Origin of the sequence: Legionella bozemanae, from assembly GCF_900450575.1 — a bacterium.
Classification (GTDB): domain Bacteria; phylum Pseudomonadota; class Gammaproteobacteria; order Legionellales; family Legionellaceae; genus Legionella; species Legionella bozemanae.
The window spans coordinates 1,929,779-1,953,711 of the sequence record NZ_UGGY01000001.1 but is presented as its reverse complement, the minus strand read 5'-3'; the positions used below and the strand labels follow the sequence as shown (position 1 = coordinate 1,953,711).

Below are 23,933 nucleotides of genomic sequence, written 5' to 3'. Positions count from 1 at the left end.
ACAGGAGTTGAGATTATGGGGTATAAACACTTAGATTATTTAAAGCGTTGCAAGATACAAGCATTGTGGAAGGTGGGATACTCACAACAAAAGATAGCTGATGAAGTGGGTGTACATAAGTCTACTATTTCTCGTGAGTTAAATCGTAATATTACGTTTGTTCGAACCCGGTTAGGTTATTGGGAGTATAAAGCGGATTATGCGCAATCTTTTGCTGAGCAACGTAAAAAGGAAAAACCTAAATGTATTAAATTTACTGATTCAATTAAAGCTTTTGTTATCGAAAAAATACAAGACGAATGGAGTCCAGAGCAGATATGTGGTTATGCTAAACGTTGCTCAATTTTCAATTTAAGCCACGAATGGATTTATCAATTTATATTGAAAAATAAAAGACAGGGCGGTGCTTTATATAAAAATCTACGCCATCAACATAAGAAATATCGTAAAAGATATGGAAGCCCTAAAAGGACAGGTCCAATTAAAAATCGTAGATTTATTGACGAGCGCCCAGCTGTTATTAATAATAAAGATCGTATTGGGGATTGGGAAATTGATACAATCATAGGTAAAAATCATAAGCAGGCTGTAGTTTCCATAGTCGAAAGAGTTTCGAAATTAACGATTTTAAGAAAAGTAGAATCTAAGAAAGCTATTATTGTATCCACAGCCATAATTGAAGCATTAAAACCATTATCAAATTCAGTTTTATCAATTACCTCGGATAATGGAAGCGAGTTTGCAGGACATGAGGATATTGCTATTCAGTTAAATACTGATTTTTTCTTTGCTCATCCTTATTCATCCTGGGAAAGAGGTCTGAATGAGAACACTAATGGGCTTATTAGACAGTATTTAAAGAAAGGTTCAGGTTTTACCTCTGTGTGCAATAACCAACTTGCTAGGATAATGGATAAACTTAATAACAGGCCCCGAAAAACTTTAGGGTATGCCACACCTAACGAACGATTTGCAGCTGGAGTTTAAATGACAAAGAGAAATAAAGATAATGTTTACCAAGTCTATGATGAAATTATTGATTGGTTTGACAATGCTCGCACTAAAGATCTGACAATGGAGAAATCTTATTTAAATTTTATTCAAAACCATCTTCCACTTAAAAGCAAAATCTTAGATGTTGGTTGTGGCACAGGAGAGCCTATAGCAAAGTTTTTAATTAATGCAGGTTATATAGTGACTGGAATAGATGCCAGTAAAAAAATGATTGAACTGTGCAAACAACGATTTCCAAAAGAACAATGGCTGATAGCTGATATGCGTACTTTAGATTTGAACGAAAAATTTGATACGGTAATTGCTTGGCATAGTTTCTTTCACTTATCTCATGAAGATCAACGCAGCACATTGAAATTACTAGGCTCTTATGTAGAGCAAAATGGTTTATTCATTTTTACATCAGGACCAGAATACGGAGAGGTTTGGAGTGATAATGGAGGACATGAACTTTATCACGCATCACTTTCTACTGAAGAATATAAACAGATCCTTATAGATAATAATTTTAAAGTATTAATACATAAAATAAGAGATCCAGAATGTGGAGGAGCAACTGTTTGGGTTGCCCAAAAAAGCTAGTTGCATTAGCGAGTTGAATCCGCCCATACTATAATTAGGTAAGGTCTGATTATCAAAATAATCAGACTTTTGTTTTTCATCGTTTTGTTCATGTTGAGAATAACGGTTTTAATTATATAGAGAAACAAGATTTTCTTATGCAATATCCTCATCTTTTACAGAAATATTTGGAGAGAGAAAAGATCAGTAATCCAGAGAAAGTTTCCGAAAGCATCATGAATAAGATGTTAGAAGAAAAAATTAACTCTCTGGAACGAATTATCAAAGAAAAAGAACAAAAAGTAGAAATGTTAAAAGAGCAATTAAACAATTCCAAATAACCAACAAGAGCCCATTATGCCAAATATTGAAGTTATAACCATTCCTATATATGAGGAGTCGGGGTTAGTAAAAACAAAAGATATTAATGCAATGAAAATTAAAAGATACAAGATTATTCCCATAACAAACGGATAAATTTTATTCATAAATTTCTTTCTTATGCCCTACTTCAAGAACCAAGATTGTGACTGATTCATCATTAATCTGACAAATAACTCTATAATCACCGATACGACAACGCCATAAACCTACTTTGTTAAAAGACAGCCCTTTTCAGTCGTTCGTGGATTTGGAAGTGGTGCTATTTTGGTATCCATGTAAGTAAGAATTCTTTTGGCAATCGTTTTATCTAGTTTCTTTAATTGCTTTAAAGCAACGTCAGTATAATTAATCGTCCAAGTGGCCAGATTATTTATTGCTAGAGCATAATCATTAATAACTTTTTCAAGAGCAGTTTCGATAACCATTGTTATATTGTTGGAACCACAATAATATAGCTACACATTATTTATATTTATCTAAAATAAAAAAACATAAGTTTAGTTTTTGTTTTAGTAATTATATTCTCAAGTCTCATTTCTGCTTGTCTAAATGATCACAAGATATTAAGATGCAACAAATCTAACAATTTGATCAATAAATGATCAAATTGTTAATATTTTGTTAATATTCGCCCTGTATAATCTCAAATCAAAGTGAATTTAAAACTCGGTATGGATACCTCGTAGACAAAAATCATGAGGTTGTAAAAATGTACTCGAAAGATACGCAACAACAAACTAAAACAGAATATCAAATTGGTGTTTGTGTAAAAGAAACCAATCAGGAAAATGGTCCAGGGCATGTGACTGCTTTACTTATTAAGAAAAAAGGTGAGCAAACACAAATTCATACTACGAGTTTTTATCCAGGACCCTTTGGAAGTCTCTTCAATGGAATAACCTTTGGATCATTACCTGTACTAGGGCAACTTGCTCCAGACCATGTACAAGACGTTAAAGAAGCTGATCATGTTTTAATTTCATCTGTGCCTAAAGAGCAATTTAAGAAAGCAAAACAAGGTCATACTGAATTTAGTGAAGATGTGAAAAAAGGACATCGAATGTACTCCGTTTTTGGAAAAGCCAACCCAATAGCGAACGGTGTTAAAAAGCTTACGCAAGGAGCTGCTGGAGCACAATTAGTCATAGAGAAACATAAGAAAGAGACTGGAGCATATCCTCCAGAAGATATGTGTGGTATCCATGTGTTTGATAATGACCATCCAGAAGTTCCAAAAATGCGTGTAGACAACTGTGCCAGTTCGGTAACCCATGTTTTAAAAAGGGCAGGTTTTAATTTTAATAATCCTATAGTACCCACTTTCTTTACTCCAGAACTAGAAAAACATGGCTTTACTAAAGTAGATAAAGACAATTTTATGAAAGAACATAAGATATAAGGTTAAACGTGTACACCATATTTTAAATATATGGTGTACAATATATATCCACTTGATTAAAATTTTAATACCTGACTATAATCCCTCTGTTGTATAGGTAATCTCTCTGAATTTATAAGGATTGTTATGTTTGCATTTCTAAAATCCCAAAAACAAGACCGTACGAATAGTTCTTCCGAATCATCATTTAAGAAGGATAAAGAAAGTATTCCTAATAGTGTTGAATCTTCTGCTCATGAACCCAAGGTTTCTGAACATTCCAAAGATACCTGGGTATTTATTTGGAATATGACTGCAGACAAAGTAGGACACGCTGCCATACAAGTAGGTGGATCTCAGCCAAAGATGAAAGATGAAGATCCTGGCGAGTATGCAAGTATTCATCCTGAGGGGATCCCATCAACAGGTATAACCTCCATTTTACCTTTACCAGCATATTTAGCCACTAATTTATCAGAAGATATGGAAACCTTGGGTGCTTCTAAAAATACAAGTTTTATAGATATGGATAATCCGTCAAAGATAATAAGCGAGCAAGAAAAACCTTTACCCCCTGACGAGGTTTATCATTTTAAAGATTTAAATACTACTGAAATGAGTAAACACATTCAGAAAACTCAGAAAAAAGTAGAAAATGGAGAAGTGGGTTATCAATTATTTCCTAACGTGAATGTCTTAGGATTTTTTAAAGACAGTTCCGCTTTTATTTCTCATGATCCTGTAGATATCGAAATGCACCGCAGAGCATCTCAAGGGAAAAAATCGAATACTGAGGTTTATAATTGCACCACTCTTGTTAGTGAAGTTTTAAATGAAGGTGGACTGCCTATCAGACAGTCAAAGGCAAAACCCTGGGGGATTACTCCAAATGGCTTATCATCCGAAATAAGCGATGCTGAAGAAGTGATACATGAAGGATTTAAAATGTAAAAAAGTATAACAGATTGTAGTTTTCGTTATTGATCGCTCTATAGTTTTAAAACTATGGGGCGCGATTCTCGAAGTATGATCAGTGCCCTTCCCTATCACACAATCCATGACTCATAAATCCAGATAAAAGTGTATGTACTGCAGTTTTGCCCATTTCTTCTTTTGGACAAAAGTCCATAGCCACAGCAAAACCTATTTCCTTCATTGAGTCATTCCACTGCGGCTCTTTATTTAAAATGGGTTTTATCTTGCCAATGAGAGAGTCCAAAAATGCATCATCTACCGAAAGAAAGTGCTGCCTTTGGTGATTTTTGCTCAGCATTTCTTTTACAGTGACATAAAGTGCATAGTTTAATATGTATAAAGCAAATACCTGGGACTCGTTTTCCTCATCCAGCTCGATCTTCTGTTCTTGATTGTAAAAATGAGTAAATCGATAATTATCAGGACAAAATTCATGCTTAATAAAGTCCGTTTGTTGCGAATTACTTACTTCGTTGCGAAAAAGAAAATACTGTTCACGCTGAGAGTGAAGCGCGGAAATTTTGAAACAACCTTGAAAAACACAAGGCTGCTCCCAAATGGTAACCAATATTAATGTTTCAATATTTATATCGATACAACTCATTCTAATATTTAATTCCCAATCTAAAATTAAAAAATTGTGCGCCCCACTTTAATTTTCATTTGTTGGCACGACGTGCTGTATTTTACCACTGAACCGCGCACCTAAGGTTAAAATATTAGGAAATTGTTTGATTATAGGTAACAACAAAAGTCTAGTCCAAGGTTTCATCATGGCTAATTGTGCAAAAAATGATGCAGCATGGATACGGCCGCTAAAAGATTTACGCCACTGCTTCGTGTAATATGCACCTGCATCATCAAAATGATTCTTTTCCTTAAGGTAGTTCAATTTAAATTGAATTAAACAGTGTGCAAGTAACCATGCTGATTGCATGGCCATACTAATTCCTTCAGCTACAATAGGATGAGCTTCACCTGCACTATTACCAACGAAAAAAATACCATCCTGATAACAGTTACGAATGCCAGGTTTAATTGGTCCTGCTGCCAACCAGTTCCCCTCACGATCGGCACAACAAAGTACTTCCCTAACCCCACGGCATTGCTCTAATAAGTATTCATAAACTGTTTCCCCTGCTTGTATACCTGGGTTTTTCAAGCGTAAATCATGCAACACATCACGGCGAATACAAGATGAAAGTGTGACTTTTTGCTTCGTACTATGAACCATTCCTCCGTAGCCGCCAGGAAAAGCCAGTAAAGGCATCAGATTTATAGGTAAATTGGAATTTTTAAAATGTGCTTTAAATGCCAACAGATCGGACGGCCGATGTATTTTATCTTCAGATTGCCCAATTCTTTTTTCCCATGAGCCATTTGCAACAACAACTAGAGAAGTCATGATTTCTGTTGTTTTATTATTTTCTTTTACAGAACAGATAAATAATCCATCTTTAGATCGATGTAATGACAGTGTTTCACAAGGTTGCCAAACCTGTACTCCTTTTAATTTGGCTTTATTCATCAATTCTGTATCAAGATACTCTCTTGCTAGTGCCCTTCCCCATAAATTTTTTGATGTTTTAGATGGAGGCATATTTGCAGATAATATAACATCTGCGGCGTATAAGCCGACTTTTTGTATCTCCGGTCCCCCATTTATCAAATAGAACTCTTCCATCCCAAGTTTTTGCAAAAGGGATAAACTTGTAACAGATATAAATTCACCACAGACCTTTCTACGAGGAAATTTTTTCTTTTCGACCAGCCCAACTGACCAACCTGCGTCAGCAAGTAATAATGCAGTAGTTACGCCAGAAGGCCCTCCTCCAATGACAAGCGCATCCAGAGTCATAGGGTTTAATCCATACTATTTTAAAATAAGAATACTCCACCAAAATGGGAAGCGCCATTTGATTTGATAATTTTTAATACGTGCTTGTTGCAATAAAAATTCCAATTCTTTTCTGGTAAAACTCTTTTGAATTGATAGTAAACCATCATGGGTTATAAGTCGGTTGCGAAATAAAGGACTGATCATTTTATAAAGCCAATAAGCAATAAAATTGCGATGCAGATCATTGATTATCATTGCCTTATGCGTTGTTTCATGGGCTTTGATTAAGAGAGAAACCAATTCTTCATCATCCAGATGATGGCAGACCAAATTGAGTAAAATGATATCTATATTTTCTTTGATTTCGAGCTCTGGCTGCAGTTGCAACTGAAACTCGACTAAGGTATTTCCATTTTTTAGCTGCCATTCCAGTACTTCTTTTTCTGCAAGTTTAATCGCTTCTGTAGAAATATCTAACCCCAGCATGCGCATTTTAGGGTAATATTTACTAAGATTTAGTAAGAATAAGCCGCCACCGCATCCTACATCCGTCAATACTGAGTCAGAGGGGAATTGTTGAAGCACATTGACCGTACGTTTAAAAATACCCATCAATCTATTAATTTTAAATAATTTTTTTAAAGAGTGAGAGTATTCTTGTGGTGTATAAAAATCCTGACCTAGATCAATGATTTCCTTTTCTTTTGATCGTACTTTAAATTGGGCCATTTCATTTTTAATAATGAGAAATTTTTATTTTGCATTGTATACTTAAACATTGCAATAAATGATTTACAGCTCTAAATAAACTCGTAAGCGGTAATAAATTTGTTTATATTGAAGGAGATATTTAAAAAAGGGAAAAAATGCAATCAAAAATTACTGCAATTGGTATAGCAACACCTCCATTTATGCGAACACAAGATGAGATTGCGGATCTTATTTCCATAGGATTTCATCTTGATGCACTACAAAAAAAAGTATTGAAAAAAATTTATAAATCTTCAGGAATTGAAACCCGATATAGTGTATTAACAGACTATTGTAAACAACCAGGAGAATTTGAATTTTTCCCTAATACTCCAAAAGAAAGTTTTCCATCTACGTCCCAAAGAATGAATTTATATAAAGATAATGCCCTTAACTTAGCCATAACTTCCATCGAAAATTGCTTAAATAGCATTGAGTTTGACAGGAAAAATATTACTCATTTAATTACGGTCAGTTGTACAGGCATGTATGCTCCTGGAATTGATATTGAAATTGTCCAAAAACTTAATTTGTCCCCATCTGTAAAACGTACGGCGATTAATTTTATGGGCTGTTATGGAGCATTTAATGGCTTAAAAGTAGCCGATGCATTCTGCCAAACAGAGCCTAACTCCAATGTACTTTTAGTATGCGTTGAGCTTTGTACAATACATTTTCAAGATACCTTCAATATAGAGAATATAATTTCGAATGCTATTTTTGCTGATGGAGCTGCAGCAGCATTGATTCAGGGGAAAACGAATTTACCCAAATGTTTTAATATAGAGTCCTTTTATTGTGATCTGGTTCCACAAACTAGCCAGGAGATGGCATGGACTATTACGGACTATGGATTTGACATCATACTAAGCGCATACGTGTCTGAAGCAATTGAATCTGGCATTTTAATATTTACAGAAAAACTGTTAAAGCAATCTAATTATTCTTTTAATGATATAGATTTTTACGCAATTCACCCAGGGGGTATTAAAATTCTGCAAGCGTGTGAAAAAGCATTAAAGATTACCGCTCAGGACAATCAACATTCTTACAATGTATTAAGAAATTATGGGAATATGTCCTCAGCAACGATTTTATTTGTTTTAAAAAATATTTGGGATAAGTTAAATAATCTGGATAAGGCAAAACATATTTTTAGCTGTGCTTTTGGACCTGGCTTAACCTTAGAATCTATGATGCTCAAAATACAATACGATTAATTTTTCATTCAAATTATCTCCATTCTCTTCCAATTGGAGATCAGGAAGATATAATTTATTTTTAAATAGGGGGCTTATTTTTTTGAGTCTCAAGAACCGAGTAACCAGAAGACTCTACATGTCTTCCCCCCGCGTTAAATAGAGACACTATTGAGTCTCCTAAAGAAATATCTGATTTTTCTTTTTCATGGAAACGCTCGACAATGCGTGAAAGTTCATTCTCTAAAGTTTTACTTCCCTCATTCATTTCAATTCGCGCAGCACAAGATTCTTCAGCCAGACACAGTAAACGCCACAAGTCGTATCGCAAAATGCCCTGCGATTTATTTGTTAGATAGACCTGCTGCGCCTTAGCTTTAAAAGTATGCCCCTCACTATCTTTCATTTCAGCAACTATCGGCATTCCTCCCATTTTCATAACCATAGAGTAAAGCTGTAAAATTTCTTTACAGTTAATCGTTTTGATATCTTTAGCTTTATATAACAACTTGTGAGCTGCTGATTCCGAAATTGATATACCGTGGCTTACCAAATAATCGAACAAAGATAATTCTCTCATTTTACACGCATGTTCAAGAGGCGTATCTCCCATAATATTAATAGGATAGGTAAATGAAACATTATATTTGACAAGAATATTTAACATCGTGTAATCAATTGTTTTTTTAGAAAGTATTGAGGATAAAAGAGATTGATTTATTGGAGTAATGACTCTATTAATAAAATGCGGACATCGTGTAAGGGTCTCATCTACTTGTTGGTAGGCGTTATTATAAACTGAGTCAACAAGATGAAGAAACTCGGGCTCAACATTATTGCTTTTTACATACCGAACCTCAGCGACATCACCCATTTTCACCCCAACCAAGTAATAAATAATCTCAAATAAAGCAAAAAGAGTACAAAGACTTGGTTGCTCTGTCAATAAACTACTTATATCTTTTTTCAGCTTGAATTTATTATAAAAGAATAGCAAATGAACACTTTATTATCAATCAAGATGTTTTACATCCTGAGTGCTTAATTTTCTCTTAATCTTTTCGATGTATAGTACGCGAAAAAATTGTCATGGGTGATGTGCGTACATGCGAAGCTATCAAGATATTCTTTCATTATTAAATAAAACCCCTCAGGAAACTACATCAGATGTTACTGAATTAGTGAAAGTACCTTATAGCACTCCTCCAGTGATACAGCAAACAGCTGAAAAAACAACGGTGTTTATTGAAAAATCTTCTGTTGAGGCAAGAACACTTGTTGAAAAATCCTCTATTGAGGCAAGAACACTTGTTGAAAAATCTTCTGTTGAGGCAAGAACACTTGTTGAAAAATCTTCTGTTGAGGCAAGAGCGCTTGTTGAAAAATCCTCTATTGAGGCAAGAGCGCTTGTTGAAAAATCCTCTATTGAGGCAAGAGCGCTTGTTGAAAAATCCTCTATTGAAGCGAGAACACTTGTTGAAAAATCTTCTATTGAAGCGAGAACACTTGTTGAAAAATCTTCTATTGAGACAAGAGAGCTCGTTGCAAAACCACATATCAAAATAGAAAAAGGAATAAATGACGAGCACGATATTTTTTTTAAAAAACCAAACTTAAGTAGCTCGTCAACTCCTATGATTCAAATGGCATCAGCAGGAAATACATTGCAGCCTTTGTCAAAGAGAGAGCCAATTAAAGTGCTTTTTTCTCTTATAACCGATAAAATTAATGGCAATAATAAAGATCAAAAACAGCATTTAAGGGCAATGTTTTTGAAGGCGATTTTGACCAAAAACATAGCTCTTTTTAAAGAGCTTATGATAGAGCTAGATCTATATGAATTATCAAACTTTGATCACTATACAAAGCTTTTAGATTTACACAAACGAGATCCTCTCGCTATTTTGAACTCTTCAATCTTAGGTTATGTTCAAGTAGAGCTTGCCAAAGAAGAAGCAAAACCTTTAATTTCTCTCCTATTAAATGTGTTTCAATCCATACCAGAATCATCAAAAGACAGATCAGGTATTTGTTTAAGCATGCGTACAAAAAAGGAGTTGTTACCAAAATTACTAGGTCAAACTGAACCCCAAGTGAAAATGCCAGTACTTTCACAGCTTACTGATTTATCATTTGATTCTTTGCTACCTGGTTTTAGGCCTTTTATTGGTGATCAAAGTTACATACCTGCCAAAATAACGCATCAACAATATTTAAACATTATTACAAAAAACGTCGATCAATCCATTTTTATTGTTATAACCATTGGCTATTTAAAATCAAATAAACTCGCATCAAAAGAATTCCTCCAAAAATTAGCTGCTGACTATTTATTTATTGACTATGAAGAATGTTTGAAGTCGATTGAAAAACATTTTCAAGAACTTACTTTACCAGATGGTTTCCCTGTCGGCTATGAGCAATATGTTCGCTCTATATGTCAATCAGTTAAAGAACTGGATCATAAAAATAATGATACACGACGTTTTTTTGAAACGCGTCTTGCACAATATATAAATGGATTAACTCATTCAGAAGAGACTTTAACTCTCATAGGTAAACCTTTAGAAGGTCTATTCGATGACAGTAAGTTAAGGTTACAAACGCTTAATGCAGCAAATAAAATATTAAATTTCTTCCTTGGGCCAGAAGGTCTTGTAAGTTCTCCTCTAGAAATGGAAAGAAAAATTTGTATTTTTGCTAACGGATATAAGGATAAAGAAAAATACAATACAGAACAATTAGAACATTTCATGAAATCTTGTCCGGCTTATAATACAAGAGATCGGATACCAAAAGATAAAAAAACGGGTATTTTAGAAAGAAAATTTGAAACTTCAGCAGATAAAGTTGGAGAGGACGTCTGGAACTCCGCAGGAGGTGTAATGCGTTCAATTTCTCCTACCTTCTTTGATGCACAACGTGATCCCATGCGTAACATGCTTGTAGATTCCAGTGAAGTTTCACCTAAAAAAGAAACAAGCTCTACACAATGGTTTTGGTCTAACAAGCGTTTTCGGTCCGCATATGTGGGCTCAATTTCCGGACATACTTGCAATATAGTGTTTATGCTTAATCGTTATATGCAAGAAAATCAAAAAGATCCCAATTTAAGTCAAGATATTAATCTTTTTTTGATACAATTGGTGGCTGTATATGCAAAACGCGGTTATCATGGGATGCTTGAAGTTATGGATATTTTACATGATCAAAAAGTTCAAGAAATTTTTAAAAAAAATAATGTGACTCTCGATTTGATGAAATACTTCAGCATTGATCCGGATGTTGGCGCCTTTCTTGAATATGCTATGAATGATACGTCAATTTATGCCCAAGTTTTAGCAAGTAAACATCATGTAAAACTTGAGTTAGCTCGATTCTTTCTACAAATGGAACCTTCCAGGGAAGAAAGCGTCAACCATCAAAGATCGACAACCGCCACAGAAGCCTCATCTTCTGTAAGTAATATTAAAGTAGGATAAAAAAATGGTGTTAATATCTCAACTAATAAGCAAAATTATTTTATTAATACCATTTCTGCAAATTTTCTTATCTGTTTTTTCTTCACAAATACCTACTACCAACATTAATTTTTTTAATCTAAAGGAATATAGTATGCATGAAAAAATAAGCATCATGGGCAAAAAAACCTCTACCAGTTATTTAAATTCAATTAAATTTTTTAAATATGACTATCCCAAAGATCACTGGGCAATTGATTATACGAGAGCAGGAACATCTATTGCTCACGTAAAAGTAAAAGGAAAGTACAATTACTCCGTCATCTTGAATCCTACCGACTGCAGAGGATATAGAACTATAATAAGATACCTGAATAATAGTAATTCAGACATTTCTTCTGCGTTGAATCGTCCATATACAGTTGCCGAAGAAAGAGGATTAAATGCAGTTACTGCAATGATGGAGCAAGTTTATAAAAATATGGGCCTTATTCCACAATTTGCTCAACTTGGCAATAATTCCCAGTATTTTGACGAGAGAACCCGGGAAATTATTATAGGAAATGAAGAAGAACCAGGTATGCTTCATCTGCATCTTTGGGGTAGAGGCGATCCAGAACATGAATTTATCCCTGGTGTTCCTTTACGAGGCCCCATACCAGGATTAATGTTTGATCTAATTGCAAAATCTAAGACCGTACCAACAAATCAATATGCAATTAAATGGGATCCTAAAGAGCTGGAAATTGCTTTAATTGCATTTAAAGAGGAACTCGCCGCTTACATAGAATCTGAAGAATTTAAAGAAGAATTCAGTGATTCCATAGAAATATTCATTGATCCAGTACTTGATCTTGCAAGTGAGAGTACTTTACCAGTGATAAGCTAAGATTTTTTACACTGTATACACTCACTATGGTTATCAATTTTTCAATTTGGGTAACCAAAATGGTCTAATATTTCTTATTACTGCAAAGCCAGGGAATATTTCTATGTGGATAAGAAAGTTATGGTATTTTTTTGTTTTATCATATTTTTTTCTCTATTGCACATTAGGTTATACCAAATCAAATAGTATTCAATTTTACTACTCAAACAACAACCAAATTCTTGATATTGAAAAGGCTTATCAACGCTTAACTGGTAAAGAGCAATATGAACTGAAAAAAAATGCTATTCGCATACTACAACAGCAGCATATGGAGTTGGGCGAATTTAAAAGTATGCTCGGAACATATACTCTGCAAGAGACACAACAGTTTACGGCGGAAAATGCAGAAATTTTTTTTGTTTCGCCATTACAGAAACTATCTCTCTCAAAAACCTTTCTCATCGCTTCAATTTTAGCAAAACAACTTGATCAAGAAAGTGTCGTTGTTTTTATTCCAACCAATACAAATACCATTGCACATATTAAGCTCATTTTTAATTGCAATAAACTCACTATCCCTGAGGCAATTCAATTAATTCATAAACTTCCAGCCTCATTTACTCGGGCATTCACTCTGAACTTAAAGAATACACACTCTGGCTTTGATTCAGCGGAAGTTTACTCAATCGAATGGTTAGGTAGTAACCTCAATAGTTCAGTTATTCAAAATATCTTTCCTTTCGCTAAGGTTCTATCTGAGAATGGCGAAGCCTACTTAGTTTTTAATACTGGGAAATATCAGAAATTGTAATGGTGAATATTTAAAAAAAAATATCTAGAAAATTCAAATAGATAATTACTTAAACAGCTACTCAAGCTTGCATATGTTGTTTTTTTGACTATCTCTATGTAATAGCCCTTAAATATGGAGATAAATTAAATTATCAAGTCATTTCTTAGTTTTCCTGTTGTCTTGATGTTGCTTATTGGCTTGTTGTAAATGATTTTTTAATTTTTCAGGAGAAAATCATGAAAAAAATAATATCAATTTTATTATTAACGGCGGCTTTTTCTTCAGTCTATGCCTTGAGCCCTATAAGTACTATTGTCTTATCTTCAGGCGATGGTACAGGGGCAAGTACTGGGACAAATACCGGAACGGGTACTGGGACAAATACCGGAACGGGTACTGGGACAAATACCGGAACGGGTACTGGGACAAATACCGGAACGGGTACTGGGACAAATACCGGAACGGGTACTGGGACAAATACCGGAACGGGTACTGGGACAAATACCGGAACGGGTACTGGGACAAATACCGGAACGGGTACTGGGACAAATACCGGAACGGGTACTGGGACAAATACCGGAACGGGTACTGGAACAAATACCGGAACGGGTACTGGAACAAATACTGGAACCGACAATAACATGAATAACGGCACCAATACCAATACCGGCACTGGTACTGATAGTGGTACCAGTACTAATAATGGTACCGATAACACCAGCACTACCTATTAAATAATAATTGTAACCAAGACGAAAAACAGTGTAACTCGAGGATAATTTTAATAAAATCCTCGAGTTACAGATCTTAATCTTCAGAAATTAAATATCTATGAGTTTGATTTTCCAGTTATCACCAGAGGTTTTTTCTTTCTTAATAAACCCTGATCATTACACCAGAGAATGAGTTTTACTTATATTTTCATGATATTGTAAAGCACAATCTGGGCGGCAATCTTCTTTATATTTTTTATAAACAGTCGAAAAAACCTCATTTTTCATATTATTCTTAAAATATTCAATCGCATCCTCATCACCATAATGTACAGCAAGATCCAGCCAGTCAAAGCCAACCAGCCAATCACGCTCTAATGATTTAGGAAATACTACCTCAATATCCTCATCCATTTCTTGTTTTAAAGTTTTAAGATCAGCAAAACCAATCAATGCCATTTCAAATTGGGCACTAGTGTAACGTTGTTTCCCTGGCGAAATCTCGATAATTCGTTTTGCTGTTATCAAAGTATTTTGTATATACTCATCAAAAGAAATACGCTGTTTAGTAGATTTAAAAAATCGTTTCATTTTAGATTTGAAAAAAAAGAATTAATTATGTACAAAATATTTACACATGTAAATACTATTTACTATAAACAAAACTACCAGGAATTTTTAGGGAGATAAATGTGACAAGAAAAGTATGCGTTGTTGTCGGAGTTGGACCGGGAAACGGCGCTGCTTTTGCGTCTCGTTTTTCCAAAGAAGGTTATCATTTGGCTTTATTAGCACGCTCCAAAAATTTTACTCATAAGCTCGCAGATAAACTGGGAAATGCGTACGCTTACGAATGTGATGTATGTGATAGCGAGTCCGTACAAAAAACTTTTACTCAGATTCAAAAGGATTTAGGAGCAATCGATGTCATCGTCTACAATGCAGGCTCAGGTTTATGGGGCAATATAGAAGAAATTGAGCCCAAAGATTTTGAAGCGAGTTGGCGCGTTAATGCATTAGGGTTAATGCTTGTGAGTCAATGTGTCATCCCCAGCATGAAACAAAATGGCCAGGGAAAATTGGTTATCATTGGTGCAACTGCGTCAAAACGTGGGGCCATTAAAACTGCAGCATTTGCACCAGCTAAAGCAGCACAACGGATCCTTGGCGAATCAATGGCCAAATACTTAGGGCCTTTGGGAATTCATGTTGCTCTGGTTATTATTGATGGTATTGTTGATTTGCCTAAGACCAGAGAATATATGCCAAATAAACCGGATAGTTTTTTTGTTAAACCAGACGATGTTGCGGATACAGTATATTGGTTAACACAACAAGCCCCATCTGCTTGGTCATTTGAAGTAGAAATTCGCCCTTTTGGAGAAACGTGGTAGCGCATGGATAAAAAGGTTAGCTATATAGGCTAACCTATCATATTGCTGATTATAAAATTGCACAAGACGAATAATGGCGGGCCATATCATCATAGCAATAAAAAAAGAAAATGCTTCAGCACGCTTCATAAGACCAGGGCTATAATGAAAACTTTTTTGAGACTGATTTTCTGTAAAAATGCCAACAACTAAAAAACTGGTGATGCATAAAAGCATGCTTCCTAACGTCAACATACACCATAATCCTCGCTCTTGAGGTGCAATAATCATCCCAATTTTTGTAATCATCAACTAAAGTAAGATAAATTGCTCCAGCTCTCACCTACGTTCCGCAGCTCGACTGCGGAATCCAGGAATCACACGAAATCACTGGAGCCTGCGGACAAGCCGCAGGACGTAGATATTAATAATATAGATCTTTTATTTATCTATCAGTCACAATTTTATCTTAATCAACTATCCAATTGGACATTAATATCCCGTGCATCGGATTGACCATGATCATCTACAATTCTAACTACAAATTTTCCTGGCTTTGCTTTCCATAAATAAGACTCTCCAGCTTTAGTTTTTGCAATAAATGTTTCATTAATAAACCAGTATACATGCGCAACACCAGCATCAGTTACAGCAGTAAGAGGAATGGTATTATTTTGTTGCGAATGAACACGAATAATATAGCTGATGCCATTTTGCGGTGAAGTAATATGTGGATTAATACCAGGATTGCCAGATAAGGTACAATCAGGCTCATAAAATGGTGGAGTATGTCTTTGTATGCCGGCCTTCTTAAAAATGCTCAATAAATCAGAGGGCCAAAACTCGAAAACTTCAAAACGTGTATATTCATTAATATGACAGGTTTGTAACCCTGTTTTACTATTAATAGCAACCTCCCGATAAATTGTATCAGTAGTTATTGGGGATTTCCCTGGAATAAACCAGCTCCACTCCGTATCCTTGCAATAGCGTGTAGGCAACATTCCAGAAGCTTTACATATTTCTACTTTTTTCAGATTCATTTGCTCAGGGTGTTTTTCTAAAGCATGAATAGGGCCTCGTTCATGTTTTAATGCATCAACCAATTCAAAGAATAAAGGAGCAGCAATGTCTTTGCCAATAAATGCGGGATTCGCTTTATTATCAAAATTTCCTATCCATACTGATAACACATAAGGACCAAAAACCCCCACAGTCCACGCATCACGATAACCCGAAGAAGTTCCAGTTTTCCAGGCGACTGGCAAACGAGCCCCCTCTCTAGAAACATCATCCATGCGAGGAGTACTTTTTAACATATCTAATACAAGATAGCTTGCTTCAGGACTAAGCAAACGAATGCCTTTTGCTTTTATTTCATTTTTAAATATTCGAATTGGATACCAAATTCCATCATTAGCTAACATAGCGTATAGACTAACAAGTTCCTTCATAGTTAATTCCACACCACCCAAACTCAATGATAATCCATAATATGACTCAGATCGTAATTGGCTGATTTGCGCTTTTTCCAATAATTGATGTAATGTGGGATTAGTTAACTGGCTGGCAAGATAAATTGCGGGAATATTTCGGCTCAAAACTAGTGCATCCCTGGCTTTAATGGGACCCATAAAATCATAATCAAAATTCTCCGGATTATAGCCATTAAAACTATGCGGAACATCTTTTAAAACAGTATCAGGGTGAATTAACCCTTGATCTAACGCCAATCCATAGATAAATGGTTTCAACGTCGATCCGGGCGAGCGTTTCGTTTCTGTCCCATTAATTTGTCCACTAATATTTTGATTGAAAAAATCGGCCGACCCCAACATTCCTTTAATACCCATATCTCGAGTATCTATGAGTAAAACAGCTGCATTATTCACTCCTATGCCTTTTTTTCTGGCGAGATAATGATGCGTAATCCGTTCGATGATCATTTGGGTACGATAATCCAGCGTCGTATCAATGCTTTGCTGTTTCGTTTTTGAATCATACAAAATTTCATTTGTAAAATGAGGTGCCTTAAAAGGGAGCATATGCGTATTTTGCATGACTAAAGGTAAAGCAAACATACCCTTTTTATTAAAGTCTTCTGGATGTTTATCTAACCACCGTCCTAATAAGTGCTCCCTAATTTTTTTTAATTCCTTATTATTAGGCGTTCTTTTACCTGGATTTTGCGGAATAATGCTTAACGTCAGGGATTGGGGCAGAGTAATTTTATTTACAGGTGTGCCAAAATAAACCAAACTTGCAGCCCCTACTCCTTCAACGTTACCGCCATAAGGGGCCAAATTTAAATAGGCCTCCAAAATCTCTTTTTTGCTGTAGTGCATTTCAATTTGTATGGCTCGAATAATTTGCAATAATTTGCCTGATATTGTTTTTGAATTCATACCATAGCGCATCCGGGCAACTTGCATGGTGATTGTTGAGGCACCTATTCTACGTGATTGTGCACCATAAGTTTGCCATACGGCTTTTAGTGTTGCCCAAGGATTGATGCCATAATGCCAATAAAAATATTGATCTTCTTGTAATAAAGTTGCTTCGATAAGCTGATTAGATATCTGCGATAGAGGAGTAAATAGTCGATATTTCTCGTCCTTGCTTAACGTTAATCTTAATAGTTTGTGATGCTCATCGTAAACCGCTTTAGAAAAGCTTGTGCCCTCTAATAATATAGGTTTGGGTAAAAAAAATAATATAAAATAAGCGCTGACAAGGAGCGTAATAAGGATTATGCTTAATTTTTTAAATATTTTATTCATAGTCGCTATTATGCACTAAATAGAATAAAATATATGCAAAAAATTTCCCCCCATTCACCACTTGAGATAAATGATGAATAAAAATCCGCTCTCTCTATTACTCAATGCATTTTCATCTGTATTTGGCAAATTAAATTGGCGTAGTCCGCCATGGGTGAATTACTTATGCACTAAATCAAAATCATCTCCTAAAATGTTTTGGGGAAGTGGTCTTGTCATTGTTCTCATTTTAATTGCAGCAGGCTATTCTTTCTATTGGTATAAAAACTTACCAAAACCAATTTATACCACTGCTCAAATTACAGTTCCAGATGTCACACCGAATACTGAAGAGCAATTAGTTCCTAACAATTTAATTATTGATTTTGGGATAAAAAATAACGGCTTTATCAATCAATCAGTTGCACCATTGAATCAAGTGGGAAAAACCGTAACTGAAGGCATAGAAATGACCCCTAAAATGCCTGGGACATGGATGTGGAATTCCGACAGTCAATTAGTCTTTACCCCTTCAGAAGATTGGCCTGCGGGACAAAAATTTACAATTCATTTTGCTCCTGATTTCTTTGCTTCTAATGCAAATATGGAAAGCAATATCTATTCTTTTTCTACTCATCCCTTCATTGGCAAGATCACTGAATTTAAATTGTATCAAGATCCACTCCATGCTGAAATAAGAAACGCCGTAGCCACAATAGAGTTTAATTATCCAGTTAATCCTAAAAGCTTGGAAAAAAACACATCGTTAACATATCAAACAAAATCGGGTTCTGCAGGTGAAAAACTTCCCATTACTTTTACTTACGATAAAAATAAACGCGTCGCTTACCTGCATTCTGAAACAATAAAAATAAGTGATGTAGCCCGTTATCTGCGTTTAACCTTGGAAAAAAACACCACTTCATCTACTGATTCTAGCTGTTTACAACATGAATTATCACAAAACCTATTGATCCCTAGTGCTCAGGATTTTCTTAAAGTGATTTCTGCTTCGGCATCCATTGTTCGCAATGATAAAGATAGACCTGAGCAAGTCCTTACAGTCGAAACCTCACTGGGGATAAATGAGAATGAATTTAACAAGTCAGTACATGTTTATTTACTGCCTAAAGATCGTCCAGCAACTGTTGCTGAAGCTGCCAAAGAAAATTATCAATGGCAAAATCCAGGAGAAGTGACACAAGCAGTCCTTTCTTTAGCCACACCTTTGACCAAAGAGGTAATTCCCACCGAACAAAATTATTCCATGTTGCACAGCTTTAAATTTAAAGCAGATACTCCTCGATATATATACATTAAAATTGATAAGGGAATGCAAGGCTTTGGCAATTTTACTTTGGGAAATGAATTTGCCGCGGTGATTCCTGTTCCTGTGATACCTAGAGAGATCAGTTTCTTACATAAAGGCTCACTGCTTGCTTTAAGTGGAGAGAAAAAACTTTCTGTACTAGTTCGAGGCGTTCCGGCAGTGAAGTTCGATTTCGCGCGTGTGTTACCTGAAAACATCAACCAATTAATAACCCAAACCCAGGGCGATTTTAATAATCCTTATTTTATTAACCCTACATTTAATCAACAAAATATCAGCCAAATATCTTCAGAGATTCAAGAGTTTGATATTTCGGATTTGGCAAAGCAACAATATACTGCGCTTGATTTTAGCAAGTATCTGACGATGAATACGAATACTCTAGGTCCGCAAGGGTTATTTTTATTACAAGCGACTGGTTGGGATGTCACGAATAAAACTGCCTTGGATGTAAAAGCAAGCCGTATGATATTGATTACTGATCTAGCTTTGTTAGTAAAAGATAATCAAGACGGCAGCCATGACGTATTTGTTAACTCTATAACTCAAGGAGCTCCAGTTGCCAATGCAACAGTAACTGTTTTAGGTAAAAATGGATTGCCAATTTTATCACGTACCAGTGATGCTCAAGGGCGTGTTAGTTTCCCACCTTTAAAAGACTTTGTTGATGATAGAGAGCCTACGGTGTATTTGGCCCAATTGAATAATGACGTATCATTTATTCCTTTCAATAATGTTAATCGCCAGTTAAATTTCTCTAAGTTTGATATCGGGGGTCTTTATACTACTAATCAAGAATTACATAGCTTAAGCGCATATCTTTTCTCCGATAGAGGGATTTACAGGCCAGGCGATGCCGTTCATGTCGGTATGATAGTCAAACAAGCTTATGCTCAGCCGCAACCAGGAGGATTACCACTACAAGTGACTGTGGTTGATTCAAGAGGGACAACAATTAAAGACGAAAAAATTACCCTCAATGATCTAGGCTATATGGATCTTGATTTCTCAACGAGCGCCAACTCACCTACTGGCCAGTACATGATTAATTTGTATTTAGTAAAAGATGGATACCCTCAAAACCTACTAGGCTCTACGACCATTCGCGTTTCGGAGTTTTTACCAGATAGAATGCGAATCACGAGTAGTTTGTCTCCAAAGCCATCTGCTGGCTGGACTTCACCTACAGGATTAAAAGGTGAGGTAAATCTTTGGAATTTATATGGAGCTCCTGCTGCCGAGCGAAAAGTTAGTGCTAAGATCCTGTTAGTACCTCAAAAAGTTGAATTTGATAAATATCCTGACTATGTTTTTGCTGATCCTTTGTTGGATCCCAAAAAACCACCTAAAGTGTTCACTGAAACCCTAAATGATGCTAAAACGAATGATAAAGGTGAAGCAGAATTTGATTTAAATCTTGACCGTTTTGAAAAGGCAACTTATCAATTAACATTTTTTGCTGAAGGCTTTGAATCTGAAGGCGGTCGTAGTGTAACAACTCAAACCAAAACCTTGATTAGCCCTCTACCCTATTTTGTAGGATACAAACCCGATGGTGATTTATCCTTTATTAAACAAAACAGTGCCAGAAGTGTTAATTACATTGCTATTAATCCTGAATTGAATAAAGAAAAAATAAATGATTTAAAGATCCAGCTGGTTTCATTACATCCAGTCACAACTTTAGTTAAAAAAGCTGATGGGACTTATCAATATCAATCCGTTATTCAATCTACAATAGTCAGTACCACCCCATTGAGTATTTCAGAACAAGGAACTGATTACGCTTTACCCACAGATCAAATTGGTGATTTTTCATTAAGCATCCTTGGAAAAGATAATACAATACTGAATCAGTTAAAATTCAGTGTCGTAGGTGCAAGCCAACAACCTTTAGCTAAGAATGCTGAATTATCGGTTAAACTCAATAAAACTGAATACCAAGCTAACGAGGATATCGAAATACAAATTACTGCACCCTATACAGGCTCAGGCTTAATTACAATAGAACGTGATAAAGTGTATGCTGCGCAATGGTTTAAAACAGACACAGCTAATTCGGTGCAAGCCATTCATATACCAGCTGATTTTCAAGGGGATGGATACATCAATGTTGCCTTTATTCGCGATTGGAACTCTCCGGAAATCTTCATCAGTCCTCTCAGTTATAGTGTTGTCCCATTTACCGTCAACCATGAGAACCATAACATAAAAATTGATCTGCAAACTGCAGCAGTTTCACGTCCTGGCGAACCGTTCACTATAGATTATCATACGGATAAGCCAGGTAAAATTATTGTCTTTGCAGTTGATGAAGGGATTCTACAAGTTGCGCGCTATGAGACTCCAGATCCTTTATCGTTCTTCTTCCAAAAGCATGCTCTTGAAGTTTTGACCCAGCAAACTGTAGATCAAATTATGCCGAAATTTATTCAAGACCGGGAACTTTCTGCAGTTGGAGGAGATAACGGCGAGGAAGGCATGGCAAGCCGTCTTAATCCTTTTAAACGAAAAACTGAATTACCTGTCGCTTATTGGTCTGGGATTATTGATACAGACTCAAACAATCGTCAATTAGTATATCAAGTTCCTGATTACTTTAATGGAACATTACGTGTCATGGCGGTAGCGGTATCACCTGATTCAGTAGGTTCGCATGAAACCTCTGCTAAAATTCGCGGCGATTTCATTATTAATCCTAATGTTCCAACATTTGTTGCACCGGGAGATGAATTTGAAATATCTGCATCTGTTGCCAATAACATTAAAGACTCTGGGGAGGATGCACTGATTAATGTACATTTGACAGCTTCTCCTGAAATTGAAATCATCGGCTCACCAACTCAAACTCTGGAAATTGCCGAAGGCCACGAACAAACCGTTCATTTTAAATTAAGGGCTAAATCACTTTTAGGAGCAGCCCAGTTAAACTTTAAAGCCAGTTTAGGTGATAAAGCCAGCACAATGAGTGCAACACTCAGTGTCAGACCCGCTACACCGCTAAGTACCTACATCAATAGCGGCAAATCAGCAGAAGCTCAAAAAACTTTAGATATTATGCAAACATTTTATCCAGAATATCGTAAAGTGAATGCAACTGTTTCTACTAGCCCGATGATCCTCGTATTTGGCTTACAGCGTTATCTGGATAACTATCCTTATGGTTGTACCGAACAATTAACAAGTAAAGCCCTCCCCTTGCTGGCAATGAACAATCAAGCTGGTTTTGGTGAAGAAACAAAACAAGTTAATGAAAAAGTAAATGCTGCAATTCAAATGCTAAGCCAACGCCAGATGTCTAATGGAGGATTTAGTTATTGGCCAGGACTAAGTGATAATCAAGGGAATGATTTTGCCTCGGTTTATGCAATGCATTTCCTGACCGAAGCGAAAAACCAAGGATTTAATGTTCCTAGCGATCTCTTCTTTAATGGTATTAACTATCTTAAAACCTTAGCTGGTCAAAATGTAACCGATATGGATGCAGCAAGAATTCAAGCTTATGCCATTTATATTTTAACCCGCAATGAAGTAGTGACAACCAATTATCTGGCTAACCTACAATTGTATCTGGAAAAAGATAAAACAAAAGCCTGGCAAACAGACATTACCACAGCTTATATCGCTGCTTCCTATCAATTACTGCAAAGTCATGATGAAGCAAATCAATTAATTGGTTTGTACAAACCGCAAAATAATCAGGCTTATGTTACTGATTTTTATAGTAGTGCGATTGCTGATGCACAATACTTATACCTTGTAGCCAAGCATTTTCCTAACTTGTTACCACAAGTAGGTGATGAACTGCTCAAGCGCTTAATTCAGGCAATCAATGATAATGAGATCAACACCGTTTTATCTGGATTTACCAGCTTGGCTTTAGGAGCATACCATTCGAATCTGTCCAATGAATCCGCATCAGCTTTGTCAATGACAAAAATCATGGCCAATAGTAAGGAAGTCAATGTCTCTTCTACTAATCCAAACTATCAAAAAATTGATATTAATCCTGATGTCCAAAAAATACGCTTTAACAATCCTGATAAAAAGACATTTTTCTATCAGCTCATGCAATCAGGTTTTAATCGAACTATTGCAAAAGCTCCATTAAAGCAAGGTCTAGAAATCTTCCGAGAATATAAGGATGCAAAAGGAAATGTGATTAATTCAACAACCTTAGGCAGTGAAATTGAAGTGCATATTCAAATTCGTGCATTAGGTAGAGATTATTTATCCAATATTGCGATTGAAGATCTTTTACCTGGTGGTTTTGAAGTAGTAAACGACTCTGTAAAAAACAATACAATGGATTTTGTCGATGTTCGCGAAGATAGAGTCAATTTCTTTGGTGGAGTTGAATCTGCTGCCAAAGAAATAGTTTATAAAATCAAAGCGGTCAACATAGGAAAATACATTGTTCCACCTGCTTATGCAGAAGCTATGTACAATCCAAATACGAAAGCACAAGGTGTTTCTTCGGAAATTACAGTCACTGAAACACCATAATACTTTTTAGTATCAGTTAAGAATGC

At 35.7% G+C, this 23,933-nt stretch carries 19 protein-coding genes; 11 read left to right on the top strand and 8 right to left on the bottom strand.

Translation table 11 applies throughout. The features are described 5' to 3' along the window. Nucleotides 1-15 precede the first annotated feature (15 nt). Nucleotides 16-987, top strand: a complete 972-nt coding sequence (locus DY223_RS08460) for an IS30 family transposase (RefSeq protein ID WP_058459903.1) — start codon at nt 16-18, stop codon at nt 985-987. Beyond that, nucleotides 988-1,596, top strand: a complete 609-nt coding sequence (locus tag DY223_RS08455) for a class I SAM-dependent DNA methyltransferase (protein WP_058459904.1) — start codon at nt 988-990, stop codon at nt 1,594-1,596. Between the two features lie 459 nt (nt 1,597-2,055). Here the strand turns inward: DY223_RS08455 and DY223_RS19810 are convergent, their stop codons facing one another. Both DY223_RS19810 and DY223_RS08445 read right to left on the bottom strand, forming a co-directional pair. Continuing rightward, a complete protein-coding gene (locus DY223_RS19810) occupies nt 2,056-2,121 on the bottom strand; it encodes a type II toxin-antitoxin system RelE family toxin (RefSeq protein ID WP_235810540.1) in 66 nt (21 codons plus the stop codon). A gap of 44 nt (nt 2,122-2,165) precedes the next feature. Further along, nucleotides 2,166-2,384, bottom strand: coding sequence for a type II toxin-antitoxin system RelE family toxin (locus tag DY223_RS08445; RefSeq protein WP_235810535.1), 219 nt, complete (start codon nt 2,382-2,384; stop codon nt 2,166-2,168). Nucleotides 2,385-2,668: 284 nt separating this feature from the next. Here DY223_RS08445 and DY223_RS08440 point away from each other — a divergent pair, with 284 nt between their 5' ends. Further along, nucleotides 2,669-3,358, top strand: coding sequence for a hypothetical protein (locus tag DY223_RS08440; protein ID WP_058459908.1), 690 nt, complete (start codon nt 2,669-2,671; stop codon nt 3,356-3,358). 126 nt (nt 3,359-3,484) lie between these two features. After that, nucleotides 3,485-4,288, top strand: a complete 804-nt coding sequence (locus DY223_RS08435) for a hypothetical protein (protein WP_058459909.1) — start codon at nt 3,485-3,487, stop codon at nt 4,286-4,288. Nucleotides 4,289-4,367: 79 nt separating this feature from the next. On the opposite strand, the gene DY223_RS08430 is transcribed toward DY223_RS08435, so the two are convergent. The 3 genes from DY223_RS08430 to DY223_RS08420 are packed head-to-tail and all read right to left on the bottom strand — an operon-like array spanning nt 4,368 to nt 6,881. After that, the gene (locus DY223_RS08430) at nt 4,368-4,916 is read right to left on the bottom strand and encodes a hypothetical protein (RefSeq protein ID WP_058459910.1); all 549 of its coding nucleotides are present in this window, start codon (nt 4,914-4,916) and stop codon (nt 4,368-4,370) included. A 48-nt stretch (nt 4,917-4,964) separates the two neighbouring features. Further along, the gene (locus DY223_RS08425) at nt 4,965-6,170 is read right to left on the bottom strand and encodes an NAD(P)/FAD-dependent oxidoreductase (protein ID WP_058459911.1); all 1,206 of its coding nucleotides are present in this window, start codon (nt 6,168-6,170) and stop codon (nt 4,965-4,967) included. A gap of 15 nt (nt 6,171-6,185) precedes the next feature. After that, nucleotides 6,186-6,881 carry a methyltransferase domain-containing protein gene (locus tag DY223_RS08420; protein WP_058459912.1) on the bottom strand — a complete coding sequence of 232 codons (696 nt, stop codon included), beginning with the start codon at nt 6,879-6,881 and terminating at the stop codon, nt 6,186-6,188. A gap of 137 nt (nt 6,882-7,018) precedes the next feature. Here DY223_RS08420 and DY223_RS08415 point away from each other — a divergent pair, with 137 nt between their 5' ends. Beyond that, the gene (locus DY223_RS08415) at nt 7,019-8,122 is read left to right on the top strand and encodes a type III polyketide synthase (RefSeq protein WP_058459913.1); all 1,104 of its coding nucleotides are present in this window, start codon (nt 7,019-7,021) and stop codon (nt 8,120-8,122) included. Nucleotides 8,123-8,183: 61 nt separating this feature from the next. Here DY223_RS08415 and ankJ read toward each other — a convergent pair whose 3' ends face one another. Next, the gene (gene ankJ, locus DY223_RS08410; protein ID WP_160116282.1) at nt 8,184-8,975 is read right to left on the bottom strand and encodes a Dot/Icm T4SS effector AnkJ/LegA11; all 792 of its coding nucleotides are present in this window, start codon (nt 8,973-8,975) and stop codon (nt 8,184-8,186) included. A gap of 364 nt (nt 8,976-9,339) precedes the next feature. Between ankJ and ceg14 the strand changes: the two genes are divergently transcribed. The 4 genes from ceg14 (at nt 9,340) to DY223_RS08390 (ending at nt 13,960) form a co-directional block, all read left to right on the top strand. Continuing rightward, a complete protein-coding gene (gene ceg14 / locus DY223_RS08405; RefSeq protein WP_131744479.1) occupies nt 9,340-11,583 on the top strand; it encodes a Dot/Icm T4SS effector Ceg14/sidL in 2,244 nt (747 codons plus the stop codon). A gap of 133 nt (nt 11,584-11,716) precedes the next feature. Continuing rightward, nucleotides 11,717-12,451 carry a hypothetical protein gene (locus DY223_RS08400; protein WP_131744480.1) on the top strand — a complete coding sequence of 245 codons (735 nt, stop codon included), beginning with the start codon at nt 11,717-11,719 and terminating at the stop codon, nt 12,449-12,451. A gap of 103 nt (nt 12,452-12,554) precedes the next feature. Continuing rightward, nucleotides 12,555-13,244 carry an SNF7 family protein gene (locus DY223_RS08395; protein WP_058459917.1) on the top strand — a complete coding sequence of 230 codons (690 nt, stop codon included), beginning with the start codon at nt 12,555-12,557 and terminating at the stop codon, nt 13,242-13,244. Between the two features lie 218 nt (nt 13,245-13,462). After that, nucleotides 13,463-13,960: a hypothetical protein gene (locus tag DY223_RS08390; RefSeq protein WP_259293196.1), complete on the top strand. Its 498-nt coding sequence runs from the start codon at nt 13,463-13,465 to the stop codon at nt 13,958-13,960. 156 nt (nt 13,961-14,116) lie between these two features. On the opposite strand, the gene DY223_RS08385 is transcribed toward DY223_RS08390, so the two are convergent. Beyond that, nucleotides 14,117-14,530, bottom strand: a complete 414-nt coding sequence (locus DY223_RS08385; protein ID WP_058459919.1) for a hypothetical protein — start codon at nt 14,528-14,530, stop codon at nt 14,117-14,119. A 101-nt stretch (nt 14,531-14,631) separates the two neighbouring features. On the opposite strand from DY223_RS08385, the gene DY223_RS08380 reads away from it, so the two are divergent. Then, a complete protein-coding gene (locus DY223_RS08380) occupies nt 14,632-15,333 on the top strand; it encodes an SDR family NAD(P)-dependent oxidoreductase (RefSeq protein ID WP_058459920.1) in 702 nt (233 codons plus the stop codon). A 452-nt stretch (nt 15,334-15,785) separates the two neighbouring features. On the opposite strand, the gene pbpC is transcribed toward DY223_RS08380, so the two are convergent. After that, complete coding sequence (gene pbpC / locus DY223_RS08370) at nt 15,786-18,092, bottom strand: penicillin-binding protein 1C (protein ID WP_058459922.1); 2,307 nt, start codon at nt 18,090-18,092, stop codon at nt 15,786-15,788. A 73-nt stretch (nt 18,093-18,165) separates the two neighbouring features. On the opposite strand from pbpC, the gene DY223_RS08365 reads away from it, so the two are divergent. Then, complete coding sequence (locus tag DY223_RS08365; protein ID WP_058459923.1) at nt 18,166-23,907, top strand: alpha-2-macroglobulin; 5,742 nt, start codon at nt 18,166-18,168, stop codon at nt 23,905-23,907. Nucleotides 23,908-23,933 lie beyond the last annotated feature (26 nt).